Annotated in this window: 25 protein-coding genes; 16 read left to right on the top strand and 9 right to left on the bottom strand. The window is 66.9% G+C overall.

Features of this window, described 5'->3' with window-relative positions; all coding sequences use genetic code 11:
- The first annotated feature begins 2 nt into the window (after positions 1-2).
- The 7 genes from ATO11_RS02580 (at position 3) to glmM (ending at position 9,320) form a co-directional block, all read left to right on the top strand.
- Entirely contained in the window at positions 3-527 is a 525-nt protein-coding gene (locus tag ATO11_RS02580) for a DUF6446 family protein (protein ID WP_050529237.1), read from the top strand.
- On the top strand, positions 527-2,581 hold the full coding sequence (gene glyS / locus ATO11_RS02585; RefSeq protein ID WP_050529238.1) for a glycine--tRNA ligase subunit beta: 2,055 nt from the start codon (positions 527-529) through the stop codon (positions 2,579-2,581). Before ATO11_RS02580 ends, glyS begins: the two co-directional genes overlap by 1 nt.
- Before the next feature lie 53 nt (positions 2,582-2,634).
- Complete coding sequence (locus ATO11_RS02590) at positions 2,635-5,163, top strand: putative PEP-binding protein (RefSeq protein ID WP_082176127.1); 2,529 nt, start codon at positions 2,635-2,637, stop codon at positions 5,161-5,163.
- Positions 5,164-5,312: 149 nt separating this feature from the next.
- Positions 5,313-5,951 carry a cell wall hydrolase gene (locus ATO11_RS02595; RefSeq protein WP_050529239.1) on the top strand — a complete coding sequence of 213 codons (639 nt, stop codon included), beginning with the start codon at positions 5,313-5,315 and terminating at the stop codon, positions 5,949-5,951.
- Between the two features lie 88 nt (positions 5,952-6,039).
- Positions 6,040-6,948: a dihydroneopterin aldolase gene (locus ATO11_RS02600; protein ID WP_050529240.1), complete on the top strand. Its 909-nt coding sequence runs from the start codon at positions 6,040-6,042 to the stop codon at positions 6,946-6,948.
- 13 nt (positions 6,949-6,961) lie between these two features.
- A complete protein-coding gene (gene folP, locus ATO11_RS02605; RefSeq protein ID WP_050529241.1) occupies positions 6,962-7,987 on the top strand; it encodes a dihydropteroate synthase in 1,026 nt (341 codons plus the stop codon).
- Positions 7,977-9,320, top strand: a complete 1,344-nt coding sequence (glmM, locus tag ATO11_RS02610; protein ID WP_050529429.1) for a phosphoglucosamine mutase — start codon at positions 7,977-7,979, stop codon at positions 9,318-9,320. The genes folP and glmM overlap by 11 nt, the downstream gene beginning before the upstream one ends.
- 297 nt (positions 9,321-9,617) lie before the next feature.
- Here glmM and ATO11_RS02615 read toward each other — a convergent pair whose 3' ends face one another.
- The 3 genes from ATO11_RS02615 to ATO11_RS02625 form a co-directional block, all read right to left on the bottom strand.
- Positions 9,618-10,742 (bottom strand): aminotransferase class V-fold PLP-dependent enzyme, encoded by a 1,125-nt coding sequence (locus ATO11_RS02615; RefSeq protein WP_050529242.1) that lies wholly within the window; start codon positions 10,740-10,742, stop codon positions 9,618-9,620.
- 120 nt (positions 10,743-10,862) lie between these two features.
- Positions 10,863-11,321 (bottom strand): Lrp/AsnC family transcriptional regulator, encoded by a 459-nt coding sequence (locus tag ATO11_RS02620; RefSeq protein ID WP_050529243.1) that lies wholly within the window; start codon positions 11,319-11,321, stop codon positions 10,863-10,865.
- Entirely contained in the window at positions 11,318-11,773 is a 456-nt protein-coding gene (locus ATO11_RS02625; RefSeq protein ID WP_050529430.1) for an Lrp/AsnC family transcriptional regulator, read from the bottom strand. Before ATO11_RS02625 ends, ATO11_RS02620 begins: the two co-directional genes overlap by 4 nt.
- Before the next feature lie 130 nt (positions 11,774-11,903).
- Between ATO11_RS02625 and ilvC the strand changes: the two genes are divergently transcribed.
- Positions 11,904-12,926 (top strand): ketol-acid reductoisomerase, encoded by a 1,023-nt coding sequence (gene ilvC, locus ATO11_RS02630; RefSeq protein ID WP_050529244.1) that lies wholly within the window; start codon positions 11,904-11,906, stop codon positions 12,924-12,926.
- Positions 12,927-12,968: 42 nt separating this feature from the next.
- On the opposite strand, the gene ATO11_RS02635 is transcribed toward ilvC, so the two are convergent.
- The 3 genes from ATO11_RS02635 to ATO11_RS22025 form a co-directional block, all read right to left on the bottom strand.
- Positions 12,969-13,832, bottom strand: a complete 864-nt coding sequence (locus ATO11_RS02635) for a hypothetical protein (RefSeq protein WP_134643052.1) — start codon at positions 13,830-13,832, stop codon at positions 12,969-12,971.
- Positions 13,816-14,850 (bottom strand): hypothetical protein, encoded by a 1,035-nt coding sequence (locus ATO11_RS02640; RefSeq protein ID WP_050529246.1) that lies wholly within the window; start codon positions 14,848-14,850, stop codon positions 13,816-13,818. Before ATO11_RS02640 ends, ATO11_RS02635 begins: the two co-directional genes overlap by 17 nt.
- 99 nt (positions 14,851-14,949) lie before the next feature.
- Positions 14,950-15,120 (bottom strand): hypothetical protein, encoded by a 171-nt coding sequence (locus ATO11_RS22025; protein ID WP_165586919.1) that lies wholly within the window; start codon positions 15,118-15,120, stop codon positions 14,950-14,952.
- A 60-nt stretch (positions 15,121-15,180) separates the two neighbouring features.
- On the opposite strand from ATO11_RS22025, the gene ATO11_RS02645 reads away from it, so the two are divergent.
- Positions 15,181-16,101, top strand: coding sequence for a DMT family transporter (locus ATO11_RS02645; protein WP_050529247.1), 921 nt, complete (start codon positions 15,181-15,183; stop codon positions 16,099-16,101).
- Positions 16,102-16,107: 6 nt separating this feature from the next.
- Here the strand turns inward: ATO11_RS02645 and ATO11_RS02650 are convergent, their stop codons facing one another.
- Both ATO11_RS02650 and ATO11_RS02655 read right to left on the bottom strand, forming a co-directional pair.
- A complete protein-coding gene (locus ATO11_RS02650; protein WP_050529431.1) occupies positions 16,108-17,307 on the bottom strand; it encodes an FAD-dependent monooxygenase in 1,200 nt (399 codons plus the stop codon).
- Between the two features lie 67 nt (positions 17,308-17,374).
- Positions 17,375-18,019, bottom strand: a complete 645-nt coding sequence (locus ATO11_RS02655) for a pyrimidine 5'-nucleotidase (protein ID WP_050529248.1) — start codon at positions 18,017-18,019, stop codon at positions 17,375-17,377.
- Between the two features lie 95 nt (positions 18,020-18,114).
- On the opposite strand from ATO11_RS02655, the gene ATO11_RS02660 reads away from it, so the two are divergent.
- From ATO11_RS02660 to ATO11_RS02690, 7 genes are all read left to right on the top strand, one after another.
- Positions 18,115-18,753, top strand: coding sequence for a GntR family transcriptional regulator (locus ATO11_RS02660; protein ID WP_050529249.1), 639 nt, complete (start codon positions 18,115-18,117; stop codon positions 18,751-18,753).
- 109 nt (positions 18,754-18,862) lie between these two features.
- Positions 18,863-20,119 carry an MFS transporter gene (locus ATO11_RS02665; protein WP_050529250.1) on the top strand — a complete coding sequence of 419 codons (1,257 nt, stop codon included), beginning with the start codon at positions 18,863-18,865 and terminating at the stop codon, positions 20,117-20,119.
- Between the two features lie 132 nt (positions 20,120-20,251).
- Entirely contained in the window at positions 20,252-20,830 is a 579-nt protein-coding gene (locus ATO11_RS02670; protein WP_050529251.1) for a DUF924 family protein, read from the top strand.
- Positions 20,831-20,959: 129 nt separating this feature from the next.
- Positions 20,960-22,354 carry a dihydrolipoyl dehydrogenase gene (gene lpdA, locus ATO11_RS02675; RefSeq protein WP_050529252.1) on the top strand — a complete coding sequence of 465 codons (1,395 nt, stop codon included), beginning with the start codon at positions 20,960-20,962 and terminating at the stop codon, positions 22,352-22,354.
- A 194-nt stretch (positions 22,355-22,548) separates the two neighbouring features.
- Entirely contained in the window at positions 22,549-23,436 is an 888-nt protein-coding gene (locus ATO11_RS02680) for a dimethylarginine dimethylaminohydrolase family protein (protein WP_050529253.1), read from the top strand.
- A 56-nt stretch (positions 23,437-23,492) separates the two neighbouring features.
- Complete coding sequence (locus ATO11_RS02685) at positions 23,493-23,894, top strand: MbcA/ParS/Xre antitoxin family protein (protein WP_207382929.1); 402 nt, start codon at positions 23,493-23,495, stop codon at positions 23,892-23,894.
- On the top strand, positions 23,891-24,391 hold the full coding sequence (locus tag ATO11_RS02690; protein WP_050529254.1) for an RES family NAD+ phosphorylase: 501 nt from the start codon (positions 23,891-23,893) through the stop codon (positions 24,389-24,391). The genes ATO11_RS02685 and ATO11_RS02690 overlap by 4 nt, the downstream gene beginning before the upstream one ends.
- On the opposite strand, the gene ATO11_RS02695 is transcribed toward ATO11_RS02690, so the two are convergent.
- Positions 24,388-25,461 (bottom strand): methyltetrahydrofolate cobalamin methyltransferase, encoded by a 1,074-nt coding sequence (locus tag ATO11_RS02695; RefSeq protein ID WP_050529255.1) that lies wholly within the window; start codon positions 25,459-25,461, stop codon positions 24,388-24,390. The genes ATO11_RS02690 and ATO11_RS02695 overlap by 4 nt on opposite strands.
- Between the last annotated feature and the right edge of the window lie 71 nt (positions 25,462-25,532).

The following is a 25,532-nucleotide window of genomic DNA, read 5'->3' on the forward strand; positions in this document are numbered from 1 at the left end:
CCATGGCGGGCCGGATCGTGGTGGGGGGCATCCTGATGATCGCACTGGTGGCGGGCGTGGTCATGTATTGGCTGCAGGTCTACGGGTTCTATGACGAGATCTCGGACACGGGCAGCGATGCGGTGCAGCTGACCTCGCTGGTGTCGGGGGAGGCGGAGCCGATCCTCTACGACGCATTTCGCGCCATCGATTCCGACAGTTCGCCCATCCGCTACCGCGCCTGTTTCACCACCACCATGTCGCTGCCGATGCTGACCGAAACCTATGTGGGCCTCGACCGCGCGGCGCCACGCGTCGCGCCGGGGTGGTTCGACTGTTTCGATGCCGAAAGCATCGGCGAGATGCTGGAAGACGGCCGCGCGCTCGCCTTCCTTGGCGAGGCGAATATCGAGTTCGGGATCGACCGGATCGTCGCCATCACCGAGGACGGGCGCGGATATGTCTGGCACGACATCAATGAATGCGGCGACAAGTCCTATGACGGCTCGCCCCTGGGCGACGATTGCCCCGAACGAGAGGCCGAGTGATGCCCGATCTGCTGATCGAACTCTTTTCCGAGGAAATCCCCGCGCGCATGCAGGCGCGCGCCGCCGAGGACCTGAAGAAACTGGTGACGAACGGGATGGTCGAGGCCGGGCTGACCTATGGCTCGGCCGCGGCCTTTGCCACGCCGCGCCGGCTGTGCCTGACGGTCGACGGCGTGTCTGCGGCATCGCCCACCTTGCGCGAGGAACGTCGCGGGCCCCGTGTGGACGCGCCCGAGAAGGCGATCGAGGGCTTTCTGCGTGGCGCGGGCGTTGCGCGCGACGATCTTGAAGAGCGCGAGGAGAAGAAGGGCACGTTCTTTTTCGCCACCGTCGTGAAGGAAGGCCGCCCCGCTGGCGACATCATTGCCGAGGTGCTGGAAGCGACCGTGCGCGGTTTCCCGTGGCCGAAGGCGATGCGCTGGGGCGCGGGTTCCTTGCGCTGGGTGCGCCCGCTGCACCGCATCCTGTGCATCCTGACGGACGAGGCGGGGGCGACGGTGGTGCCGCTGGACGTGGACGGGATCACGTCGGGCGACGTGACCGAAGGCCACCGCTTCATGGCGCCGGAGCCATTTTCCGTCGTGTCTTTCGAGGATTACGAGGCGAAGCTGAAGCGCGCCTATGTCGTTCTGAACCCCGAGGAACGGGCCGAGACGATCAAGTCGGACGCCGCCAACCAGGCCTTCGCGCAGGGGCTGGACGTGGTCGAGGATCCGGGCCTGTTGCGAGAGGTGGCGGGGCTGGTCGAATGGCCCGTCGTACTGATGGGAGAGATCGGGGCGGAGTTCCTCGAACTGCCGCCGGAGGTGCTTCAGACCTCGATGAAGGAGCACCAGAAGTTCTTCTCGGTCCGCGACAAGACGGGGCGGATCGTGCGCTTCGTCACCGTGGCCAACCGAGAGACGGCGGATCAGGGCGCGACCATCCTTGCGGGCAACCAGAAGGTGCTGTCGGCGCGGCTGGCGGATGCGAAGTTCTTCTGGGAGAACGATTTGCGCGTGGCCAAGACCGACATGAGCGTCTGGCTGCAAGCGCTTGAAAACGTGACGTTCCACCGCAAAATCGGGTCACAGAAGGAACGCATCGACCGGATCGCCGCGCTGGCGCGCGAGTTGGCGCCCGTGGTGGGTGCCGATCCTGACGAAGCCGCTCGGGCGGCGGAAGTTGCCAAGGCCGATCTGTCCTCGGAAATGGTGTACGAATTCCCCGAATTGCAGGGCGTCATGGGCGTCTACTATGCCCGCGCGGCGGGTGAGAGCGAGGCCGTGGCCGAGGCCTGCGCCGCGCATTACCAGCCCCTTGGCCCGTCAGACGATGTGCCGACGGGTGCCGTTTCTCAGGCGGTGGCGCTGGCCGACAAGCTGGACCTGCTGACGGGCATGTGGGCGATCGGCGAGAAACCGACCGGGTCGGGCGACCCGTTCGCCTTGCGCCGCGCGGCCTTGGGCGTGATCCGGATCGTGCTGGAAACGGGAGCGACGCTGCCACTGACCGAGGTGATCGGGAAGGCGAAGAACGACGCGGATGCCGCTGATCTCGTGTCCTTTTTCCACGACCGCCTCAAGGTCTACCTGCGCGACAAGGGTATCCGGCATGATGTGATCGATGCGTGCATCGCGATGCCGGGCGCGGATGATCTGGCGCTGCTGGTCAAGCGGGCCGAGGCGCTGAGCGACGTGCTGAAGACCGATGATGGCGAGAACCTCGTGCAGGGGTTCAAGCGCGCCAACAACATCCTGACGCAGGCCGAGGAGAAGGACGGGGTCGAATACTCGTTCGGGGCGGATGCCAGGTTCGCCGAGGACGCGACCGAACAGGCGCTGTTTGCCGCGATGGACGCGCAACGGCCCAGGATCGAGGCGGCGATGGCCGATCAGGATTTCGCCACGGCGATGGCCGAGATGGCGGCACTGCGCGCGCCCATCGACGCGTTCTTCGAAGCGGTGCAGGTCAATGCCGAGGCCGACGTGGTGCGGCGCAACCGCCTGAACCTGCTGGGCGATATCCGCAAGCTCTGTTCCGGGGTGGCTGATTTGACGCGGATCGAGGGGTAGGGCTTGCCCGGCGGGCGCGCATGTCTATGCTGCACCTGCGAAAGGACGAGCCCATGCCGCAGCAGCCTGACATCACGCTTGTGACGCCCACCGCGCCCATCGCGGTGGCGACCCATGGCGGGCGCGCGAAATGTCTGCAGCGGCTGGTGCGGCTGGACCTGCCGGTGCCGCGCACGGTGGTGTTGAGTTTCGACACGGTGCTGGAGATCGCGAACGGCCAGATGCCGGATGCCGGGATGATCCTGTCGCAATTCGAACCCGGTGTGCTGTTGTGCGTGCGGCCCTCGTCCGAGGACCCCGACTGGGGCGGTCCGGGCGCGATGATGAACGTCGGCATGAGCGCCGAGCGGCGCGATGCGCTGGCCGCGACGCTGGGCGAGGAAGAGGCGACGCGGCTTTACCTGCGGTTCGTGCAATCCTACGCGGTGCACGTGGCACGCCTTGACCCCGACGAGTTCGAAGAGACGGAGGCGGCGCCCGACGTGGCGCTGGCCGCCGCGCTGCGCGCCTACGAGGACGAGATGGAGACGCCCTTCCCGCAGGACCCGGCGGAACAGCTTGCCGGCGTTCTGCGGTCGATGGCGCGGGCGTGGCAGGGCACGACGGCGCGGCTGCTCAGGCAGGCCAAGGGCGCGCCGGCGGATGCGGGCCTTGGCCTGATCGTGCAGCAGATGGCGCTGGGGCAGGGCGATTGCGGATCGGGCGTGATGCAACTGGCCTCCAGCGAGACGGGGCTGGAACAGATCACCGGGCGCTACCTTGGCCGCAGCCAGGGCCGGGAGGCGCTGGGGGGTGCGAGCGACGTTCTGTACCTTGAGCGCGACCCGCGCGGGCCGTCGCTGGAAGAGGCGCTGCCCGAGGCGTTCGAGGTCCTGAAACAGCATTCAGCGCTGATGCGCCACCGCCTGCGCGAAGAGATGCAGGTGGAATTCACCATCCAGAACGGGGAGGTCTTCATCCTCGACGGGGTGCGCGTGCCGCGCTCGAACCGCGCCGGTGTGCGGATCGCGGTGCGGCTGGCCGAAGACGGGATCATCCCGCGCGAGGAGGCCGTGTGCCGGGTGGAGCCGCGGGCATTGGCAGAGCTTCTGCACCGGCAGGTCGCGCCGGGGGCCGAACGCGATGTGCTGGGTCGGGGTGTCGCGGCATCTCCGGGCGCGGCGACGGGCATGGTTGTCTTCACCGCCTCTGCCGCGCAGGCCGCGGCGGCGCGGGGAGAGGCCTGCATCCTCGTGCGGCGCGAGACCTCTCCCGAGGACATCCGCGGCATGCATGCCGCGTCGGCGGTGCTGACTGAACGTGGGGGCATGTCCTCGCACGCGGCGGTGATCGGGCGGGGGCTTGGCGTGCCCTGCGTGGTCGGCGCGTCCGAGTTGCGGTTCCAGACACGGCGCAAGCAGTTGATCGCGCGCGACGGCCGCGTGGTCCGCGATGGCGACACGATCACCATCGATGGATCGACCGGGGAGGTTCTGGCCGGTGCGCCGCGCCTGATCGAACCGGTTCTCGACGACGCGTTCCGGAAGCTTCTGGGCTGGGCGGACGAGGTGCGCGACATCAAGGTGCGCGCCAATGCCGACACGCCCGAGGACGCGGAGACGGCGCGGATGTTCGAAGCAGACGGCATCGGGCTCTGCCGGACCGAGCACATGTTCGTCGAGGCCGACCGCCTGACGGTGATGCGCGAGATGATCTTTGCCGACACCACGGAAGAGCGGCGCGATGCGCTCGACCTGCTGCTGCCGATGCAGCGCGACGATTTCCGCGACCTGTTCCGCATCATGGCCGGCAAGCCGGTCTGCATCCGGCTGCTCGACCCACCGCTGCACGAGTTCCTGCCGACCAACCGCGTCGACCAGCAGGCGCTGGCCGAGGCGCTGGACCGCCCCCTGAGCGAGGTGACGCGCCGGGTCGAGGAGCTGACCGAATACAACCCCATGCTGGGCATGCGCGGCGTGCGGCTGGGGATCGCGCTGCCCGAGATCTACGACATGCAGGCGCGCGCGATCTTCGAGGCGACGATCGCCCAGGATGGCGGCGAGCCCGTGGTGCCGGAGATCATGATCCCGCTGGTCACCGCCAAGCGCGAGGTCGAACTGGTCAAGACCCGCGTCGACGCGGTCGCGGCCGAGGTGCGCACGCGCACCGGCGCCGATTTCGACTACAAGCTGGGCGTGATGGTCGAGACGCCGCGCGCGGCGCTCAGGGCCGGGGATATCGCGCCCTATTGTGCCTTCATGTCCTTCGGCACCAACGACCTGACGCAGATGACCTACGGGTTGAGCCGCGACGATGCCGGGCGGTTCATGTCGGCCTACGTGCAGCAGGGCGTCTTCCCCGAGGACCCGTTCCACACGCTCGATCGCGACGGGGTGGGCGAGTTGCTGACCATCGCGGCAGAGCGCGGGCGGCGCGCCGCGCCCGACATCGTGCTGTCGATCTGCGGCGAGCACGGGGGCAGCCCCGAATCAATCGAGTTTTGCCGGGAGGCGGGATTCGACTATGTCTCGTGCTCCCCGTTCCGGGTGCCCATCGCGCGGCTTGCCGCGGCCCAGCTGGCCTTGAAGCCCAAAATCGTGTAGCCCTTCCAGACCGCGACCCAAGATCGGCTTCCCGCGTCCATAAGCGGCGTGGCCTTGCCGATGCCGGTCGCGACTGGCTGGCCTGAACGGGTTTTCTGGTGTAAACCCGCGTGATGCCTGAAGGAAAAACGGTTGGGGGACCGTGGTAAATGCGCCTGTTCGTTGTGACCATCGCCTTGTTCGTCGCGTGGAGTGTCCAGGGCGTGGCCCAGGATGCCAAGCGCAAGGTCGAGCAGCTTGTCTCCATCGAACTGGCCGCGCTTGAAGCGCAACCCGAGGGCAAGCTCGAAGCGCTGGTCAAACCGCGCCTGCGCCCCGAGGGGCTGCTGGCACGGTCGGGCGGCAAGAAAGTCGCCTACACGCAGGCATGGCTTGATGCGCAGCCGAAGGCGACGGGCGGGCGGGAATGGAATTGCCTTGCCGAGGCGCTTTATTTCGAGGCACGCGGCGAGACGCTGAAGGGCCAGTTCGCGGTGGCCGAGGTGATCGCCAACCGGGTCGAAAGCAAGCGTTTCCCGAACAGCTTCTGCGCTGTGATCAACCAAGGCACGGGGCGCAAGTTCGCCTGCCAGTTCACCTATACCTGTGACGGTCGGCCCGAGAAGATCCACGAACCCCGCGCCTTCGAACGGGTGGGCAAGGTGGCCCGCGCCATGCTGGACGGTGCCAGCCGTCCGCTGACCAAGGGCGCCACCTTCTATCACACCACGGCGGTGCGCCCGAAATGGTCGCGTGTCTTCAAGCGCACGGCCAAGATCGGCGTTCACGTCTTCTATCGCCGCGGCTGAGGCCGGCAAGGTCGTGCCGGGCGCGGATTTTCCCCGTGCGTTCGGCGCGGCAAGGCTCTAGGTCTGTCACGACGGGACAGGGGACAACATGAGCCACGACATTCACCTTGCATTCGAACATCCGGCGGAGCGCGCGCGGGCCACGGAAGGCACCGGCTTGCCCGACCGGATTTCGCTGCGCGACCACGTGGTCGAGGTCGAGATCGGCGCCTTCCAGGCCGAGCGCGGGACGACCCAGCGGGTCTGTTTCAACGTGGTGGTCGAGGTCGCGCCGCGGGACGCGGTGGATGACGATGTCGACACGATCCTTTCCTATGACCGGGTGACCGAGGCGATCGCGCAGGAACTGGCGGCGGAGCGGCTGAACCTGCTGGAGACGCTGGCCGAACGGGTGGCGGAACGGGTGCTGCTGGAACCGCAGGCGCTGCGGGCCTTCGTGCGGATCGAGAAGCTCGATCGCGGCCCCGGCGCGCTGGGGGTGGAGATCGTGCGCGCCCGCGCGGCGGACCCGGTGCCGGACGAACACGCGGTGGTGCATCCACATGTCGTGTTCCTTGGCAATGACGCGTTCGACGATCCCGCGCTGGCGGGCTGGCTCGACCGGGCCGAGGCGCAGGCGGTGCCGCTGGTGCTGTGCGTGGGCGCACCGGCCATCGCCCCGCCCAAGGCGGCGCATCCGCTGGCGCAGCGGCGGATCGACCTGCTGGCGGTGGAACAGAACGCGTGGTGCCTTGCCGCGCGCGATGCCCGCTGTGTCGTGGTCGACACCCGGACCGAGCTCGACTGGGCGATGAAGAACGGCCAGATCAGCGTCTGGGCACCCTCCAAGCTGGTGCTGGACGCGGTGGAGAAGCCCGCCTCGGACGTGCCCGAGGCGCTGGCGGTCTGGCTGGCGGACGTGCTGGACGCGGAGCGGATGAGTTTCGTGGCGGCGGCGCCTCCCGAAGGCGGGACGCGGCCCGTCGTGGTCGTGCAGCGGTTTGCCGATCTCGACTGACGGGCGGCGCGGCGTGAGCAGGACCTATATCCGCCCCCTCGTGCAGGCCGGGCCGCACCGGCCCGACGACGCGCAGACGTTGGCGGGCGGGCGGCTGTGGTTCACCGAGGTACTGGAACTGTCGCGCGGTGCCGCGCCGGTGCGGAGGGCGGCCTCTGGCCTTGACGAGGCGTCCCTGCGGCGGCTGACGGCCGGGCGCGGGCGGCTTGCGGGGCTCGACATGAGCCAGTGCAACGTCATGGGCATCCTGAACGTGACGCCCGACAGCTTTTCCGATGGTGGCCTGCACGCGGCCCCCGCACAGGCCAGCCGCGCGGGGCGGCGGATGGTGGCGGACGGGGCGCATATCCTTGATATCGGGGGTGAATCCACCCGGCCGGGCGCCGAACCGGTGCCGGTCGAGGCCGAAATCGCCAGGATCGAGCCGGTGATGCGCGCGGTGCGCCACGGCACGCCGGTGGCGATGTCGATCGACACGCGCAAACGCGCGGTGGCCGAGGTGGCGCTGGCGGCGGGCGCGGGGCTGATCAACGACGTGTCGGGCTTCACCCACGATCCCGAACTCGCGGTTCTTGCCGCCGAACGGAGCGTGCCCGTCTGCCTGATGCATGCCCGCGGCGATCCGCAGACGATGCAGAACGATCCGCGCTATGACGATGTGCTGCTTGACGTCTACGACTTCCTCGAGGCGCAGGTGGCCCACCTGGAAAGCCTCGGCCTGCCGCGATGCCAGGTCCTTGTCGATCCGGGCATCGGTTTCGGCAAGACTGTGGCGCATAACCTCGCGCTGCTGGAGGGGCTGGCGCTGTTCCACAGCCTTGGCTGCCCGATCCTGCTGGGCGCATCGCGCAAGGGGTTCATCGGGCGGATCGGGGAGACAAGGGACCCGACCGACCGGTTGGGCGGCTCGGTGGCCGTGGCCTTGTCGGCGGCGGCGCGCGGGGCGCAGGTGGTGCGCGTCCATGACGTAAAAGAGACCGCACAGGCGCTGAAGCTGTGGCGCGCGGTCGAGGATGGAGGAGAGCGCGATGGCGCGTGACCTGTTCGGGACCGATGGGGTGCGGGGTCTTGCCAACACCCATCCGATGACGGCCGAGATGGCGCTGAAGATCGGCGCGGCGGCGGGGCGCTATTTCCGGCGCGACGACGAGCGCACGCACCGCGTGGTGATCGGCAAGGACACCCGCCTGTCGGGCTACATGTTCGAGAACGCGCTGACGGCGGGGTTGACCTCGACCGGCATGAACGTGCTGCTTCTTGGCCCGGTGCCGACGCCGGCGGTGGGCCTTTTGACCCCGTCGATGCGGGCGGATGTGGGCATCATGATCTCGGCCAGCCACAACCCGGCGCAGGATAACGGGATCAAGTTCTTCGGGCCCGACGGGTTCAAGCTGTCGGACGAGGCCGAGATGGAGATCGAGGCGCTGATCGCGGGCGGCGTGTCGCCCGTGCAGGCCCGGAACATCGGCCGCGCCAAGCGGATCGACGACGGTTTGCACCGTTATGTCGAGCGGGTGAAATCGACCTTCCCGGCGGGCATGGGCCTTGACGGGATGAAGGTGGTGATCGACTGCGCCAACGGCGCGGCCTACCGCGCGGCGCCGGAAGTGCTGTGGGAATTGGGGGCCGAGGTGATCCCGGTGGGCGTCTCCCCGAACGGCACCAACATCAACGAGGCCTGCGGTTCAACCAAGCCGCAGACCGCGGCCGAGGCGGTGGTGGCCCACGGGGCCGACGTGGCCCTGTGCCTTGATGGCGATGCCGACCGGATGCTGATCCTCGACGAGAACGGGGCCGAGGCGAACGGCGACCAGATCATGGCGCTGATGGCCGCCCGCTGGGCCGATCAGGGACGGCTGAACGGTGGCACGCTGGTGGCGACGGTGATGTCGAACCTCGGGCTTGAGCGCTTCTTGCAGGCGCATGGGGTGCGGCTGCACCGCACCGGCGTGGGCGACCGCTATGTCGTGGAGGCGATGCGCGCGGGCGGCTACAACCTTGGTGGCGAGCAGTCGGGTCACATCGTGATGACCGACTACGCGACCACGGGCGACGGGCTGATGGCCGGCCTGCAATTCCTGGCCGAGATGGTGCGGACCGGCGCGAAGGCCTCGACCCTTGCGCGCAGTTTCACGCCGGTGCCGCAGCTTCTGAAGAACGTGCGGTTCAGCGCCGGGCAGGCGCCGCTGGATGCCGACAGCGTGCAGGCGGCCATCGGCGCGTCCGAGGCGCAGCTGGACGGGCAGGGGCGCTTGCTGATCCGCAAGTCGGGCACCGAGCCCCTGATCCGCGTGATGGCCGAATGCGAGGATGACGCGGTGCTGGTCGAGGCCGTGGACCGCGTGGTCGCTGCCGTCGAAGCGGTGGTGTAACGCCCAACGGTTGCTCGCACCTGCGCGGAATCAAGGGCTTCAGCCCGCCGTGCAGAAACCAGATTGGCAACCGCAACGCTTTGTACCGCGCGGAATCAAGGGCTTTAGCCCGCCGCGCATCGACGGGCCGCCCGCACGGCACGTCGATTTGGTGGGGCTTGGTGCATCGCTGGGGCAACTCGCGAACTTGGCAAACATAAAATGCGTTAGCCCGCCCGTCGGATCGACGCGCCGCGGCCCGTCTGCAGACGTTTTACAAACTGTTGTTCTTGCTACCGGGCCCGGCCTCGCGCTCCCCTAGATCACCTTGTCCAGCACGCGGGTCAGGCGGGCGAGCGTGGCGTCCACGTCATACAGCTTGTCGAGCCCGAACAGCCCGATGCGGAAGGTGCGGAAATCCTCGGGCTCGTCGCATTGCAGCGGCACGCCCGCCGCGATCTGCATGCCTTGGGCGGCGAAGGCCTTGCCTGTCTGGATCTCGGGGTCGTCGGTATAGCTGACCACCACGCCGGGCGCACCGTATCCGTCCGCCGCGACCGACCGCACGCCGCGTTCGGCGAACCACGCGCGCACCGCGTCGCCCAGTCGCCACTGCGCCTCTCGCAGGCGGTCGAACCCGTATTCCCGCGTCTCGATCATGGTGTCGCGAAACTCGCGCAGGGCATCGGTGGGCATGGTCGCGTGATAGGCGTGCCCGCCGCCTTCATAGGTCTGCATGATCGCGTGCCATTTGCCGAGATCCACCGCGAAACTGTCGGATTGCGTGTCGCCCATGCGCGCCACAGCGCGGTCCGACAGCATCACCAGACCCGCGCAGGGGGAGGCCGACCAGCCCTTTTGCGGGGCCGAGATCAGCACGTCCACGCCCAGCTCGCGCATGTCCACCCAGGCACAGCCCGACGCGATGCAGTCGAGCACCATAAGCGCGCCGACGTCATGCGCGGCCTCGGCAAGTGCTGCCACGTAATCGTCGGGCAGGATCACGCCCGCCGAGGTCTCGACGTGCGGGGCGAAGACGACATCGGGCTTCTCGGCCCGGATGCGCGCGGTCACCTCGTCGATGGGCGCCGGGGCAAAGGGCGCGCGGCTGTCATTGCCGGTCTGGCGGGCCTTCATCACGATGGCCTCGGCGGTCAAGCCGCCGGTTTCCACGATCTGCGACCAGCGGTACGAGAACCAGCCGTTCCGCACCACCAGCACGCGCTTGTCGCGGGCGAATTGGCGGGCGACCGCCTCCATCCCGTAGGTGCCGCCGCCGGGCACGATGACAACGGCATCGGCGGCATAGACCTCTTTCAGCATGTCGGAGATGTCGGTCATCACCTTCTGGAAGGTGCGCGACATGTGGTTGAGCGAGCGGTCGGTGAAGACGACCGAGAATTCTTCGAGCCCCTGTGGATCGACGGTATCGAGCAAAGCCATGACGTGCACCTCCTGCGATGATGGGGCCAATCTAGGGTGCGCGGCGGCCTGCCGCCACCGCCAAGCGCGCCGGGGACGTGCCGCGATGTCGCAGGGCGGGTGCCGATCGGAAACCCGTGGCTAGCCCAGTGGACCGGGGCGGCGCTCTTCGCTCAGCAGCACGTTGGCCTCCACATCGCCCACGCCCGGCAGGGTCATGATGCGGCGGCGCAGGACGCGTTCGAAATCGGCGATGTCGCGCGCAACAACGCGCAGGCGGTAATCGTAAAGCCCCAGAACATGTTCGACGGTCTGCACCTCGGGGATGGCGCGGACGGCGCGTTCGAAATCCTCGAGGCTGACGCGCCCCTTGGTGCCAAGCTTCACGCCAAGGAAGACGGTGACGCCGAACCCCAGCGCCTCGGCATCAAGCTTCAGGCGGCGGCCCGCCAGCACGCCCGCCTCTTCCAGCCGCCGGATGCGTTTCCACATCGCGGGTTGCGACAGCCCGAACCGCCGCCCCAGCGCCGAGGCGCTTTGCGTGGCGTCCTCGGACAGAGCGCGCAGCACCTGCCGGTCGATGGTGTCGAGGGAGATCACAGCGGCAGCGCCTCGTCATGGTGGACGCGGGCGACCAGCATCAGCGCCTCGATATCGGCGATGTGGGGCAGGGCGAGGATGCGGTCGCGGTAGATCTGCTGGTAATGCGCCATGTCGCGGGCCAGGACCGACAAGCGCACGTCGACGCGGCCAAGGAAGGTCTGGATCTCGATCACCTCGGGCACCTCGCGCGCGGCGGCAAGGAAGGTGTCGAAGGCGCGCGCCTCGCCCTTGTCGAGCGCGATGCGCAGGGACACTTCCACGGCATATCCAAGCGCCGCCCAGTCGATGCGCGCCTCGACCCCGCGGATGATGCCCGCCTCGCGCATCCGCTCCAGCCGCCGCCAGCCCGCGGCACCCGACAACCCCGCCCGTTCGGCGAGGTCCGCCGCAGAGGCACCGGGATCGGACTGGAAATAGCGCAGGAGGCGCCTGTCCACATCGTCGAGAATGATTGCTTCGCCCATGGCTCATATCGCGAATGTTTCTTCTTCGGTTTGATAAATACCTGAAAATCCCGAAATCACAATCCGCGCTGTCGCCCGTATAACGCACCTCAGTCGAACATGATGGAGAGATACGATGCGCGTTTATTACGACCGCGATTGCGATGTGAACCTGATCAAGGACATGAAGGTGGCGATCCTCGGCTATGGCAGCCAGGGCCATGCCCATGCCCTCAACCTGCGCGATTCCGGCGCCAAGAACGTGGCCGTGGCCCTGCGCGAAGGGTCGCCTTCAGCGGCCAAGGCGCAAGGCGAGGGGCTGGAGGTGATGTCGATCGCGGACGCGGCGGCGTGGTGTGACCTGATGATGTTCACGATGCCCGACGAATTGCAGGCCGACACCTGGAACAAGTACGTCAAGGACAACATCAAGCCCGGCGCGGCGATTGCCTTTGCCCACGGCCTGAACGTGCATTTCGGCCTGATCGAGGCGCCGAAAGAGGTGGACGTGCTGATGATGGCGCCCAAGGGCCCCGGCCACACCGTGCGCGGCGAATACGTCAAGGGCGGCGGCGTGCCCTGCCTCGTGGCCGTGGACAACGACGCTTCGGGCCGCGCGCTCGAAATCGGTCTCAGCTACTGCTCGGCCATCGGCGGCGGGCGTTCGGGCATCATCGAGACGGACTTCAAGGAAGAGTGCGAAACCGATCTCTTCGGCGAACAGGCGGTCCTGTGCGGCGGCCTCGTGGAGCTGATCCGCATGGGGTTCGAAACGCTGGTCGAGGCGGGTTACGCGCCCGAGATGGCCTATTTCGAGTGCCTGCACGAGGTGAAGCTGATCGTCGACCTGATCTATGAAGGCGGCATCGCGAACATGAACTACTCGATCTCGAACACGGCGGAGTACGGCGAATATGTCAGCGGTCCGCGCATCCTGCCTTACGACGAGACCAAGGCGCGCATGAAGGCGGTTCTGGAAGACATCCAGCAAGGCCGGTTCGTGCGCGACTGGATGGCGGAGTGCGCCGTCGGCCAGCCGTCGTTCAAGGCGATCCGCCGCAACAACGACGCGCACCAGATCGAAGCCGTGGGCGAGACCCTGCGCGGCATGATGCCGTGGATCTCGGCCGGCAAGATGGTCGACAAGGATCGCAACTGATCCGCGAAAAAGCGGGGGCGGGCCATGCAGGCCCGCTCCCGGCTACTGGGTGACCGGGATATAGGGGTTGTCGGTCAACCAGTAACGATACGTGTGCGCGGCGCAGGCCGCGCGCATCTCTTCGGGCAGGGGCACGTCGATGAAGGCCTTGCCATGATCGGGTGAGATCAGCCCCTCGCCGTTGCGCGCCGCATCAAGGCGGGCTTCGACTGCCTCGATCCGTCCCTTCGTCTTCACGAGGTTGTTCTGGACGGCGTCCGGCAGGCCGCTGATCCGCTCCCTGATCCGGTCGAGCGTCTGTTTCAGGGCGAGCGCATTGTCGCGGTGCGCCCAAAGCGCCACCGACAGCGTTGTGCCGATCAGGTTCGAGCGGCCCACGATATCGGGATTGTCGACCTCGCTTTCACGCACCGGCGCGGCGAGGTGGTCGAGCACGACGCAGGTGGAGGTGTTGTCGATCACGTTCGACAGGATGACCGCCGAATTGATCCGCACGCCGCGTTCGGTGTGCCGCGCCCCGGCGGCCAGCGCGTCGATGACGGCGAGGCTGTCATGTTCGCGGAAAACCCGCACCGCGGGCGCGCCGTAGGTCTGCAGGATTTCGGCCGCGGTATCCGTCAGCGACAGGTATTCGCGCAGCCACGGCGATTTGCCCGCGAATTCGCGCGAGTTCAGGCGGTCGGCGAATTCCGGTAGGGCGGAGGTGATGCAGGGCAGCGACCGCTGGTAGTCGAGGCTCAGCGCCTCGGGGATCACCCGTCCGACACCGGCGATGGCGCGGAGTTCGCCGCAGAAATCCCTTGTATCGGGATCCTTGGCCAGCGCCGCGCCGGGCAGGGCGAGGCAGGTCGCGATGGCGGCGCCGATCCGGGCAATGGCGCGCAAGAGGTCAGTCGAATGCAACATGCGGCAAACCCTGGAATTGTGATGGCGCCAGCTTGTCCGCTTCGAGAACCGGGTCAAGGGTCGCCGTTTCCTTGACCTCAACCGCCACCGGCGCGGCGGCGGTGGTTTCGGTATAGATGATGTCGGCGACGAATTCATTGAAATCGACGCCCGAGGTGTCGCTTGCATAAAGCTCCACCGGCTCCGCGGGAACCGAGACGGTCTGCGCCTCGCAGGTGTCGAACAGCGCGTTTTCGACCTGCACGCGGCCGGTGGCCTGCTGGGTCAGGCTGAACATCTGTTGCAGCGGGCGCGCGGTCGGGTCGGAGGTATCGTGCGCGATCACCTCGACGATGAATTCGCAGGGGCGCTTGTGGGTGAAATAGGGCAGGTAAAGCACGAAACGCCCATCCTCCAGCGCGACGGGGACCGAGCGGCCGTGCTGGTTGGCGACGAGAAACAGGTTCTTCACGTCGAGGTCTTTAATGGTCCCGGCGGTCCGGTCGGAGAGGTTGGTGACGATCTTGACGTACTGGCGCTGCGGTTCGAACGCCTTGCGGATCTCGGGGTGCTTTTCGACGAAAAGGTAGCCGGCAAGCAGCGCGAGGACGCCCGCGCCCCCGGCGATCGAGCCTTTCAGCTTCCACGTCGCGGTGTCGCTTTCCAGCGCGCCGGTGCCCTGCGTGCCGGTGCCGTAAAGCAGGATCGCGATGCCGAGCACGACGAAGACGAAGGTGAAGGACGAATGCGTGCCGCCCTGCAGAACGACCGAGAAATAAAGGAAAATCCCGCCAAGGATGATAAAGAACACGCCGGAAGAGAAGAAGCGGACCAGCGCCACGCGCAGGCCGACGAGGCCGTCGGCGTGCAACTCCTCGACATAATCCATCATCTCCTTCCACTCGACATAGGATTTGAGCGTCGGGGTGGTGGCATCGGGTTCGCGCGCGGCTTTCAGCGCTTCTTCGAGGAACATCCCCTCGCGCAGGAAACCGTCGACCTTGCGAACGAAGTTATACTTGGCTTTGGCGTCGGACATGGGCTGCAATGCACTCTTGGTTCAATGGCCCAAGCGTAGCAAGTGACCCGATGTCCGACAAGAATTTTAAATTTCGAACACACGCGGGGCGTGAGCGGGTCAGGCGTCGGCGGGTGTGCCGTCGGATGCCTTGTCGGCGGCCAGCGTCGATTTGCGGGCCTTGTCGCTGTCCATGCGGTGCTGCACCTTCTGTTGCGACCGGATCGCCAAGACGGTCACGCCCAGAAGCGTGAGAAGTGCCAGAATCGGGACGACATAGGGAATATCCATTGTGAGTTCTCCGGTTGTCTGATGTTACCGGGTCAACGACATCCGCATCCCGAGGTTCCCATGACGACCAATCCGCCGCAGATCACCGCGACCAGCTGGGCGCTGGTCGGCGTGCTGAGCCTGACATGGGGCGGTGCTTTCCTGGCCATGGAGATGGGGCTGGAGGGCGTGCCGCCGTTCTGGCTGGCGGCCAGCCGCATCCTGCTGGGCAGCTTGCTCATGGGAGCGATCATCTGGGCACGGGGCAAGCCGCTCTTCACCGAGCCGGGCGCGCGTCCGTGGGGCAGGTTGTTCGTGATCGGGCTGTTGTCCTCGGCCCTGCCGTTCGCGCTGTTGTGCTGGGGGCAGCAATACGTGACATCGGGGTTCGCGGGGGTCAGCATGGCGGCGGTGGCGCTGTTCGTGCTGCCCATGGCGCACCTGATGATACCGGGCGAGGGCATGACCTGGCGCACGTCGCTGGGATTTGTCATCGGGTTCGCGGGCGTTGTGTTCCTGATCGGGGCACAGGCCTTTGACACGACCGGCGCCGCGCTTGAACCGGCAGGGCGGCTCGCGTGCCTCGCGGCGGCGGGGTGTTATGCGCTGAGTTCGGTGATGATGCGGAAGCTGCCGCCCTGTGACCCGGTGACGCTGGCCGGGGTGCTTCTGGCGATCGGTGCGGTACTGGCGGTGCCGCTGGCCTGGGCGGTCGAGGGGCCGCCGTCGTTGCCGCAAGGCGCGTCGCTCTGGTGGGTGATCTACCTTGGGCTGGTGCCCACGGCCTTTGCCAACGTGTTGCGGGTGGTGCTGGTGCGCACGGCGGGACCGGTCTTCATGTCGCTGGTCAACTACCTCGTGCCGGTCTGGTCGGTGCTTCTGGGCTGGATCGTCCTGTCCGAGCCGCTGCCGTCCTCGTTGCTGCTGGCGCTGATCCTGATCCTTGCGGGCATGGCATTGAGCCAGGGCGCGGCCCTGCGTCGGCTGTTGCTGCGCGCCTGAGTGGCGTCAGCCCAGCTTGCGCGTGCCGAGCCCCAGTTGCATCAGCCCGCTCCGCACCGGGGCCACATCGTAAAGCGCCGACATGGCGCGCGCCCGCGCCGACCGCGCCAGTGGCGACGCCGCCATCGAGGCGCGGTTGAGGGCGGTGATCCCGGTCACCCGCGCGCTGATATCGGCGTACCGCGCGCGGTGGTAGCGGCGCAGCATCTCTGGCTCTCCCAGCGTGTCGGGCGCGGCGACGGCGGCATCGCGCAGCGCCACGAGGTCGGCGAGCGACATGTTCAGGCCTTGCGCGCCGATCGGCGGGACGACATGCGCGGCCTCGGCCACCAGTGCAAGGCGGGGCCCGTCCAGCCGATCGGCCAGTTGCGCGATCATCGGCCAGATCGAGCGGCGCGTGGCGAGCGTGAGCGGCCCGAGCACGTGGTGCGAGCGTTCCGACATCGCCGCGTTGAACGCGGGTTCATCGAGGTTGTAGACCTCTTGCGCGGCGGGCCCGCGATCCATCCAGACGACGGCAGAGGCGGGCACGCCGTCCCGGTCGGGCAGGGGCACCAGCGTGAAGGGGCCGCCGGTGTCGTGGATTTCGGTCGAGACGTTGCCATGCGGGATCGGGTGGGTCACGGCGAAGGCAAGCGCGCGCTGGCCGAACCGGGTGGTGTGTGCCCCGATCCCCGCCGCCTTGCGCGTGGGCGAGTTGCGGCCATCCGCGCCGATCACGAGCCGGGCGCGGATGCGGTCGCCATCGGTCAGGTCGATCAGCGCCTCGCCGCTGCGGGGCGTGAAGCGCGCGACGCCTGTGCCGGGACGGAACGTCACGCCGGGGGTCTCCGCGACGGCGGCAACCAGTTCGCGCCGCATCAGCCAGTTGGGCACATTCCAGCCAAACGGCGCATCGGACACGTCGGCGGCATCGAAATCGCGGGTGACGGGCGGGTCGGTCGCCACGTCCATCAGGCGCATGACCTGCAGGGGCGTCGCGTTCTCCCCCAGCCTGACCCAGAGGCCAGCCGCTTCCAGCGTGTCGCGGGCGGGTTGCAGGAACGCCGTCGAGCGCATGTCGGCCCCGTCCTGCGTGTCGTCGGTCACCGGCGGCACCGGGTCGACACAGATCACGTCGAACCCCGCCTGTCCGAACAGCAGCGCCGCGGTCAGCCCGGCGATGCCGCCGCCGGAGATCAGGATATCGCAGGTCGTGTCGCTCATGGTCATTATGTAGGTGCAGGGCGGCCCGTGGTCCAAGGGCCGGGGCGGGGCGGTTGGTCGCAGGGCATCACCTGCCTCCGGCGAGGAAGGCCGACAGGTCGTCGGTATGGTGGTGGATGAAGGGGCGCGGCAGCGGGTCGGGTGCGACGTGGACCGTGCGCAGGCCCATCGCGTGCGGCGCTTCGAGATTGCGCGCCTCGTCCTCGAACATCGCGGCGCGGGTAGGGTCGAGCCCGTCCATGGCGAACACGGTTTCGAACGCGGCGCGGGCGGGTTTGGGCATGAAGCCCGCATGTTCGACGCCATAGACCGCGTCGAACACCCCGCCGAGGCCGCGCGCGGCCAGCACGTTGCCGGCATAGTGCGCGTCGCCGTTGGTATAGACGATCCGCCGGCCGGGCAGGGCGGTGATGCGCGCGGCAAGGTCGGGATCGGGCGCGAGGACCGAGAAATCGATGTCGTGCACGTCATGCAGGAAGGTCATCGGTTCCACGTCATGTTCGGCCATCAGCCCCGCCAGCGTCGTGCCGTGGCGGTCCCAGTAGACGCGGCGCAGGTCGTTCGCGGCCTCGGTCCCGATTCCCAGCGTGCGTTCGATGAAGGCGGTCATCCGCAGCTCGATCTGGTCGAAGAGTCGCATCGCCGGCGGATAAAGCGTGTTGTCGAGGTCGAAGACCCATGTCTCCACGTGGTCCAGATCGGGCTTGGGCATGGGCGGGGTCCCCTTCTACGCGGCGCGACACAGCGACGCTTGATCCCTTTTGCATCCCTCCGCTAGGGTGGCAAGGTGTCAGGAAGGATTGACAGATGATGGACCAGGTGACCATGCCACGAGACGCCTACGCGATGATCCTCAAGGCGATCGACGACGGGGATTACAAACCCGGCGACCGGCTGGTCGAAAGCGATCTCGCGGACCGCTTCGGCGTCTCGCGCACACCGATCCGCGAGGCCTTGCAGCGGCTGGAGACGCAATCGCTGCTGACGCGGGACGGGCGGAGCCTGATCGTCGCCTCGCTGGACCATAACGAGATGTCCGAACTCTACGTCGTGCGGGCCGAGCTGGAGGGGCTGGCGGCGAAGCTGGCCGCGCAGCACGCGACCGAGGAAGAGGTGAGGCTGTTGCGCGACATGGTCGAGGAGGACCGCGCGCTGGTCGACGACCCGCAGGCGCTGTCACGGTCGAACCGGCGCTTTCACAAGCAGATCCACCTGGCCTCGCACAACCGCTTCCTCGTCGGGCAACTGGACCTCGTGCACCGGTCGATGGCGCTGATCGCGACGACGTCGCTTGCCGCCGAAGGGCGGGGACCCGAGGCGCTGGAAGAGCATTCCGCCATCGTCGCCGCGATCGAGGCAAAGGACGGCGCGGCGGCCTATTCGGCCCTGCGCGAGCATATCTCGAAGGCCTTCACCACGCGGCTGCGCGAGGACGCCGCGGACTGATCCGCCCCGGCGCGCGCGCGCAAAACCGACATCCGGCGTCGTTTGCTGCATTGCAGCAGGCGGGCGACTCGCCTAGGGCGGGACAAGGTACCGGCCAGCGGAGCGCGCCATGCTGAAGATCATCCTGTCATTGTGGGCGCTGCTTCTGGGCATCGGGCTTCTGATGGTCGGCAACGGCGTGCAGGGCACGCTGCTGGGTGTGCGCGGCGATATCGAGGGCTTTTCGACCTTCCAGATGTCGGTGGTGATGGCGGGATACTTCGCCGGGTTCCTCGGCGGATCGCGCGCCGCGCCGGACATGATCCGCCGGGTCGGGCATGTGCGGGTCTTCGCGGCGCTCGGCTCGCTCGTCTCGGCCGCGCTGATCCTCTTCCCCGCGATCACCGATCCCTGGGCGTGGACGATGCTGCGCGTGCTGGTCGGGTTCTGCTTCTCGGGCCTCTACGTGACGGCGGAAAGCTGGCTCAACAACGCGTCGTCGAACGAGACGCGCGGGCAGACACTGTCGGCCTACATGATCGTGCAGATGCTGGGTATCGTCGCCGCACAGGCGCTTGTCGGTCTGGGCGATCCGGGCGGATGGATCCTGTTCATCGTCCCGTCGGTCCTCGTTTCCGTGGCCTTCACGCCGATCCTTCTGTCGATCAGCCCGACACCCCCCTATGACAGCACCAAACCGCTGCCGTTGACGGCGCTGTACCGCGTGTCGCCGCTGGGTTGCGTCGGCATGTTCCTCTTGGGCGGGGTTTTCGCGGCGCAGTTCGGCATGTCGGCGGTCTTTGGCACCGTGGCGGGGCTGAGCGTCGCCCATATCTCGATCTTCGTGTCGACCTTCTTCATTGGCGCGCTGGCGCTGCAATACCCGCTGGGCTGGCTGTCGGACCGGATGGACCGTCGCGTGCTGATCATCGGTGCCGCCGGGCTGGGCGCGCTTGCCGCGCTGCTGGGCGCGATGTTCAGCGGCAACTTTGCCGTGCTGCTTGTCTCGGGGTTCCTTGTTGGCGGCATGTCGAACCCGCTTTATTCCCTGCTGCTGGCCTACACCAACGACTTCCTCGATCTCGAGGACATGGCAGCGGCGTCGGGCGGGTTGATCTTCATCAACGGGTTGGGCGCGATTGCCGGGCCGCTGATCACGGGCTGGATGCTCGACATGTTCGGACCGTCGGGCTTTTTCCTGTTCATCCTCGCGCTGCTGGGCGCGATCATGGCCTACGGCGTGTGGCGGATGACCCAGCGCGCCGCGCCCGCGGTGGACGATACCGGGGCCTATGCCCCGGTCGCGCAGGGGTCGTCGGCGGTGATCGTCGACGCGGCGTGGGAATACGCCGCCGATGCCGCGGCCGAGGAGGAAGAAGGCGACTGACCGGGCCAAGCGTTGCAGAAACGACTCGCGCAGGGCCTAAAGTGACGCAAGGGCACAAGAATTCCCTCCTGTCTTCGCGTAACTTTTTGCTAACCTTTGTGTGACGCAAGGCGGCCCATGCGGAGGAGCATCATGGCGCAACCGGACGAAATCCTTGGCTTCTGGCTGGACGAACTGTCGCCCGAGGACTGGTACACCGCTTCGGACACGCTGGACGAGACCATCCGCCAGCGCTTTCTTTCGACATTCGAGGACACGTTGGCCGGGCGGAACGGTTTCTGGCTGACCTACCCGTCGGGCGCGCTGGCCTACATCATCCTGACCGACCAGTTCTCGCGCAACATGTTCCGCGACACCGCGCGCGCCTTCTCGGCCGACCGCTGGGCGCGGGCCGCCGCGAAAAGCGCGATCCGGCATGGCTGGGACCTCAAGATCGACCCGCCCGCGCGGCAGTTCTTCTACATGCCGCTGATGCATTCCGAGAACCTCAGCGACCAGGACCATTGCGTCCGGCTGGTGTGTGAACGGATGGATGCCGAGGGTTCCACCCTGCTGCATGCCCGCGCGCATCGCGAGGTGATCCGCCGCTTCGGACGGTTCCCGTTCCGCAACGCCGCGCTTGACCGTGCGTCGACCGAGGCCGAGACCGCCTTCATGAAGGAGGGCGGCTACGGCGCCATCGTGCGCGAGCTGGAAAAACTCGCCGCCTGACCGGTCCCGCTCGGAACCCTGCCTGCCGAACGAGCGTTGCGACCACTGCATAGCTGCTAGCCTTGCGGCCGTCTGGCTGTGCCCGGAAAAATGGTTTAGCGTTAAACCAGTTTCAGATGGGAGGCGGAGATGGCGCAGCAATCCTTCGACGTGGTGGTGATCGGGGCAGGCCCCGGCGGGTACGTGGCCGCGATCCGGGCGGCCCAGAACGGGCTGAAGGTCGCCATCGTCGAACGCGAGCACATGGGCGGCATCTGCCTCAACTGGGGCTGCATCCCGACCAAGGCGATGCTGCGATCGTCCGAGATTTTTCACCTCATGCACCGCGCCAAGGAATTCGGGCTGAGCGCCGAGGGCGTGGGGTATGACCTTGGCGCCGTGGTTAAACGCTCCCGCAACGTGGCCAAGCAGCTGTCGTCGGGCGTCAGCCACCTGATGAAGAAGAACAAGATCACCGTCGTGATGGGAGAGGCGACGATCCCCGCCCAGGGCAAGGTGTCTGTAAAGACCGACAAGGGGACCGAGGACCTGATGGCCAAGAACATCATCCTCGCCACCGGCGCGCGGGCCCGCGAATTGCCGGGACTGGAGGCGGATGGTGACCTGGTCTGGACCTACAAGCACGCGCTGCAACCGGCGCGCATGCCCAAGAAGCTGCTGGTGATCGGATCGGGCGCGATCGGGATCGAATTTGCCAGCTTCTACAACACGCTCGGCGCCGAAACGACGGTGGTCGAGGTCATGGACCGGATCCTGCCGGTCGAGGATGCCGAGATTTCGGCCTTCGCCAAGAAGAGCTTCACCAAGCAAGGCATGAAGATCATGGAAAAGGCCATGGTCAAGAAGCTCGACCGCGCCAAGGGCAAGGTCACCGCGCATATCGAGGCGGGCGGCAAGGTCGAACAGCACGAGTTCGACACGGTGATCAGCGCCGTGGGCATCGTCGGCAATGTCGAGGGGCTGGGGCTGGAAGGCCTCGGCGTGAAGGTCGACCGGACCCATGTCATCACCGATGAATTCTGCCGCACCGGCGTCGACGGGCTCTATGCCATCGGCGACATCGCGGGCGCGCCGTGGCTGGCACACAAGGCCAGCCACGAAGGCGTCATGGTCGCCGACCTGATCGCGGGCAAGCACGCCCATCCCGTGAAACCCGAAAGCATCGCCGGCTGCACCTATTGTCAGCCGCAGGTCGCCTCCGTCGGCCATACCGAGGCGCAGGCGAAAGAGGCGGGATACGACATCAAGGTCGGCCGCTTCCCCTTCATCGGCAACGGCAAGGCCATCGCGCTGGGTGAGGCCGAGGGCATGATCAAGACGGTGTTCGACGCCAAGACCGGCGAGTTGCTGGGCGCGCACATGATCGGGGCGGAAGTGACCGAACTGATCCAGGGTTACGTCGTGGGCCGCCAGTTGGAGACCACCGAGGAAGACCTGATGAACACGGTCTTCCCGCACCCCACGCTGAGCGAGATGATGCACGAGTCGGTTCTCGACGCCTATGACCGCGTGATCCACATCTGACGGTGCAGGAGGGGGCCAGCCCCCTCCGGTGAAACGCACGGCGTTTCCCCGTTCACCTCCGAGGTATTTCGAAACCAGAGAAGCAGGGCGGTGGTCCAGGTCTTCTCTGGTTCGAAAATACCTGATGTCCGGCAATCGCCATTTTGCGACGCGGTCGGGATGTGACAGGCTGCCGCCAGCTAGGGAGCCTGCCGATGAAAGACGCCGCAACCGTCCCGTGGGGGATCGACAACGACTATGCCAGGCTGAGCCACGTGCTGCTGGGCAAGCCCGAGTTCTATCGCTGGGTGGAGGCGGGTCCGCTGATCGGGCGGACGCTGGCCAATGCGGATCGGACGGGCGTGCGGTTCGATCACCAGCTGGCGATGGCGCAGCATGCGGAGATGGTGCGGGTCTATGAAGAGGCGGGGGTGGCGTGCCATTACCTCGACGCGGACGAGGCGCTGCACCGCAACTTCTTTGCCCGCGATTCCTCGGCCATGACGCCGTGGGGGGCGTTGATCTGCCATATGCAATTGAAGTGCCGCCGCGCGGATTACGCGACGGTCATCAAGTTCTACCAAGAGGCGGGCATCCCGATCTGGAAGTTCGCCACGGCGGGGCATTTCGAGGGCGGGGATTTCGTGATCCTCGAACCCGGCAAGGTGCTGATCGGATATTGCGGGGAGCGGTCCGAGAAGGAGGGATCGGAGCAGGTTGCGCAATTCGTGCGCGACGAGGGGTGGGACGCGCTGACGGCCCCGATCTCGCGCGAGTTCGTGCATATGGACGGGCTGGTCGTGCCCTTGGCCGAGAAGCTGCTGGTGGCCTGTGTGGACGCGATGGAGCCTTGGCTCGTTGACCATCTGCGCGGCTGGGGGTTCGATTTCGTTGACGTGCCCTACCGCGAGGCGAAGAACCTTGGCGTGAACCTTGTGGCTTTAGGGGACGGCAAGGTTCTGTCGATGAAGGGCGCGGACGAGTTGAATGGCAAGATGCGTGCCTTGGGGTTCGAGGTGTTCGAGCCGGATATGTCGATGTTCACCCTTGGCGGTGGCGGGGTGCATTGCCTGTGCCAGGCGTTGTGCAGGGAGGGGGCTTGAAATTGTGCGCAATCATGTGCATATTTGTGTGCATAACGCTATGAAGGAGCCGGAACATGCCCGTTGACACGATGTTGCATCCCGATGCGGTGACGCAATCCGGCGTGGCGCGGTTCATGGCCTCGCTGCAGGAGCCGCGCACGCCCTATATTTCTCCCGACCGCCTGGCCGAGGTGCTGGGCATGTCGAAATCGGGGCTGTCGAAGGCGCTTGGCCTGCACCGCAACACGCTGCGCAACCCCGGATCGGACACCGTGCAGGGCAAGCTGCAGGAGGTCGTGCGGATCATCATGCGCGCGACCGAATTGTGCGGTGATCCGGACCGGGCGGCATATTGGTTCCGGAACGAACCCATCGCGGCCTATCGCAACCAGACCGCGCTGGAACTGGTGGCGGCGGGTCATGCGCGCGCGGTGATGCAGTTCATCGAGGATCTGGAGAACGGAGCGAACGGGTGACGCTGGCCCGTCTTGGGCCGGATGCCATCTTCTACCGCTGCCTGACCCCGCGCTGGTCCTATGATCCGTTGAGCGGGGCGGGGGCTGCGTCGCTGGGTGGACGGTTCAACCGTCCCGGCGTCCCGGCGCTCTACCTGTCACAGGAGATCGAGACCGCGTTCAAGGAGGCCCAGCAGGGGGCGCTGTTGTCGCGGCCGCTGCTGGCGGTGACCTATCTTGTCGATGTCCGGCTTGTCCACGACATGCGAGAGGACGATGCGCCCACCGGCTGGGATGACGACTGGCGCTACATCCATCGGATCGAAGGCAAGACGCCCCGAAGCTGGGAGATCGGTGACCGCGCGGTGGAGGACGGCGTGATGGGCATCCTCTTCCCGTCGCAGATCGCGCCGGGCGGCCTGAACCTCGTTCTGTTTCCCACGAACCTCACCGAAGGCAGCGTGCGCGTCCACGATCCCGGCGGCGATCTGCCGCGCGATCAGCGCAGCTGGCCCTAGGCGCGGCGGCGGCGGCCTCCACCCCGGCGGCCACGGCCCTCGCCAGCTTCACCCGCGGGCTTGTTGAACGCGATCCACGCGCCGCCGCCTTCGTCGTTGTTGGTCAGGAAGTTGGCGGCGCGGATGGCCTCCATCTCCTTGCCTGCGCGGGGCTTGGTGGAGCCGAGGTTGAACATCTGGCAGAACGCCTCGTCATCCATGCCGTCGGGCAGGACGATGCCCGCGGCGGCGACTTTCTCTTTCGCCTCGGCCAGTTTCTTGGGGCCGACGGGCAGGGCGACGGGGTTCATGATGGCCGACGTCATGCCGGCGGTGATCGCCATGGGCAGGAAGGCGTTGTTGATGCCGTGGCGGTTGGGCAGGCCGAACGAGATGTTGGACGCGCCGCAGGTGGTGTTCACGCCCAGTTCCTCGCGCAACCGGCGGACGAGGGTGAAGACCTGAAGGCCGGCGGTGCCCATCGCGCCGATGGGCATGACCAGCGGGTCGACCACGATGTCGTGCGCGGGGATGCCGAAATCGGCGGCGCGTTCGACGATCTTCTTCGCCACGGCAAACCGCACGTCGGGGTCTTCGCTGATCCCGGTGTCGTCGTTCGAGATCGCCACGACCGGCACGTTGTATTTCGCGACCAGCGGCAGGACCATTTCCAGCCGCTCTTCTTCACCGGTGACCGAGTTCAGGAGCGGGCGGCCTTCGGCAGCGGCGAGGCCGTTTTCCAGCGCACCGGGCACGGACGAGTCGATGCAGAGCGGGCAATCGGTGACGGCCTGCACACGCTCGACCAGTTGCTTCATCAAATCCGGCTCGACGAAGTTGTTGTCGGCATAGCGCGGGTCTTCGGCCATCTTGTTGGAAAACACCGCGCCCGAGTTGATATCAAGCACGTTGGCTCCGGCGGCGACCTGCGCCAGCGCGTCGGTTTCGACGCGGGAGAAATCGCCGCGCTCCAGCTCTTCGTTCAGGATCTTGCGGCCCGTGGGGTTGATCCGCTCGCCGATCACGCAGAACGGCTGGTCAAAGCCGATGATGGCGGTTTTGGTCTTCGACTCGATCACGGTGCGGGTCATGTGCGGGCCTTCTGTCTGGCGCTGTTTGCGCGATGTTTAGAGTGGTGCCTGCGCAGGGTCTGCGCGCAAAC

Source organism: Pseudaestuariivita atlantica (assembly GCF_001205715.1).
In the GTDB taxonomy this organism is placed as follows: domain Bacteria; phylum Pseudomonadota; class Alphaproteobacteria; order Rhodobacterales; family Rhodobacteraceae; genus Pseudaestuariivita; species Pseudaestuariivita atlantica.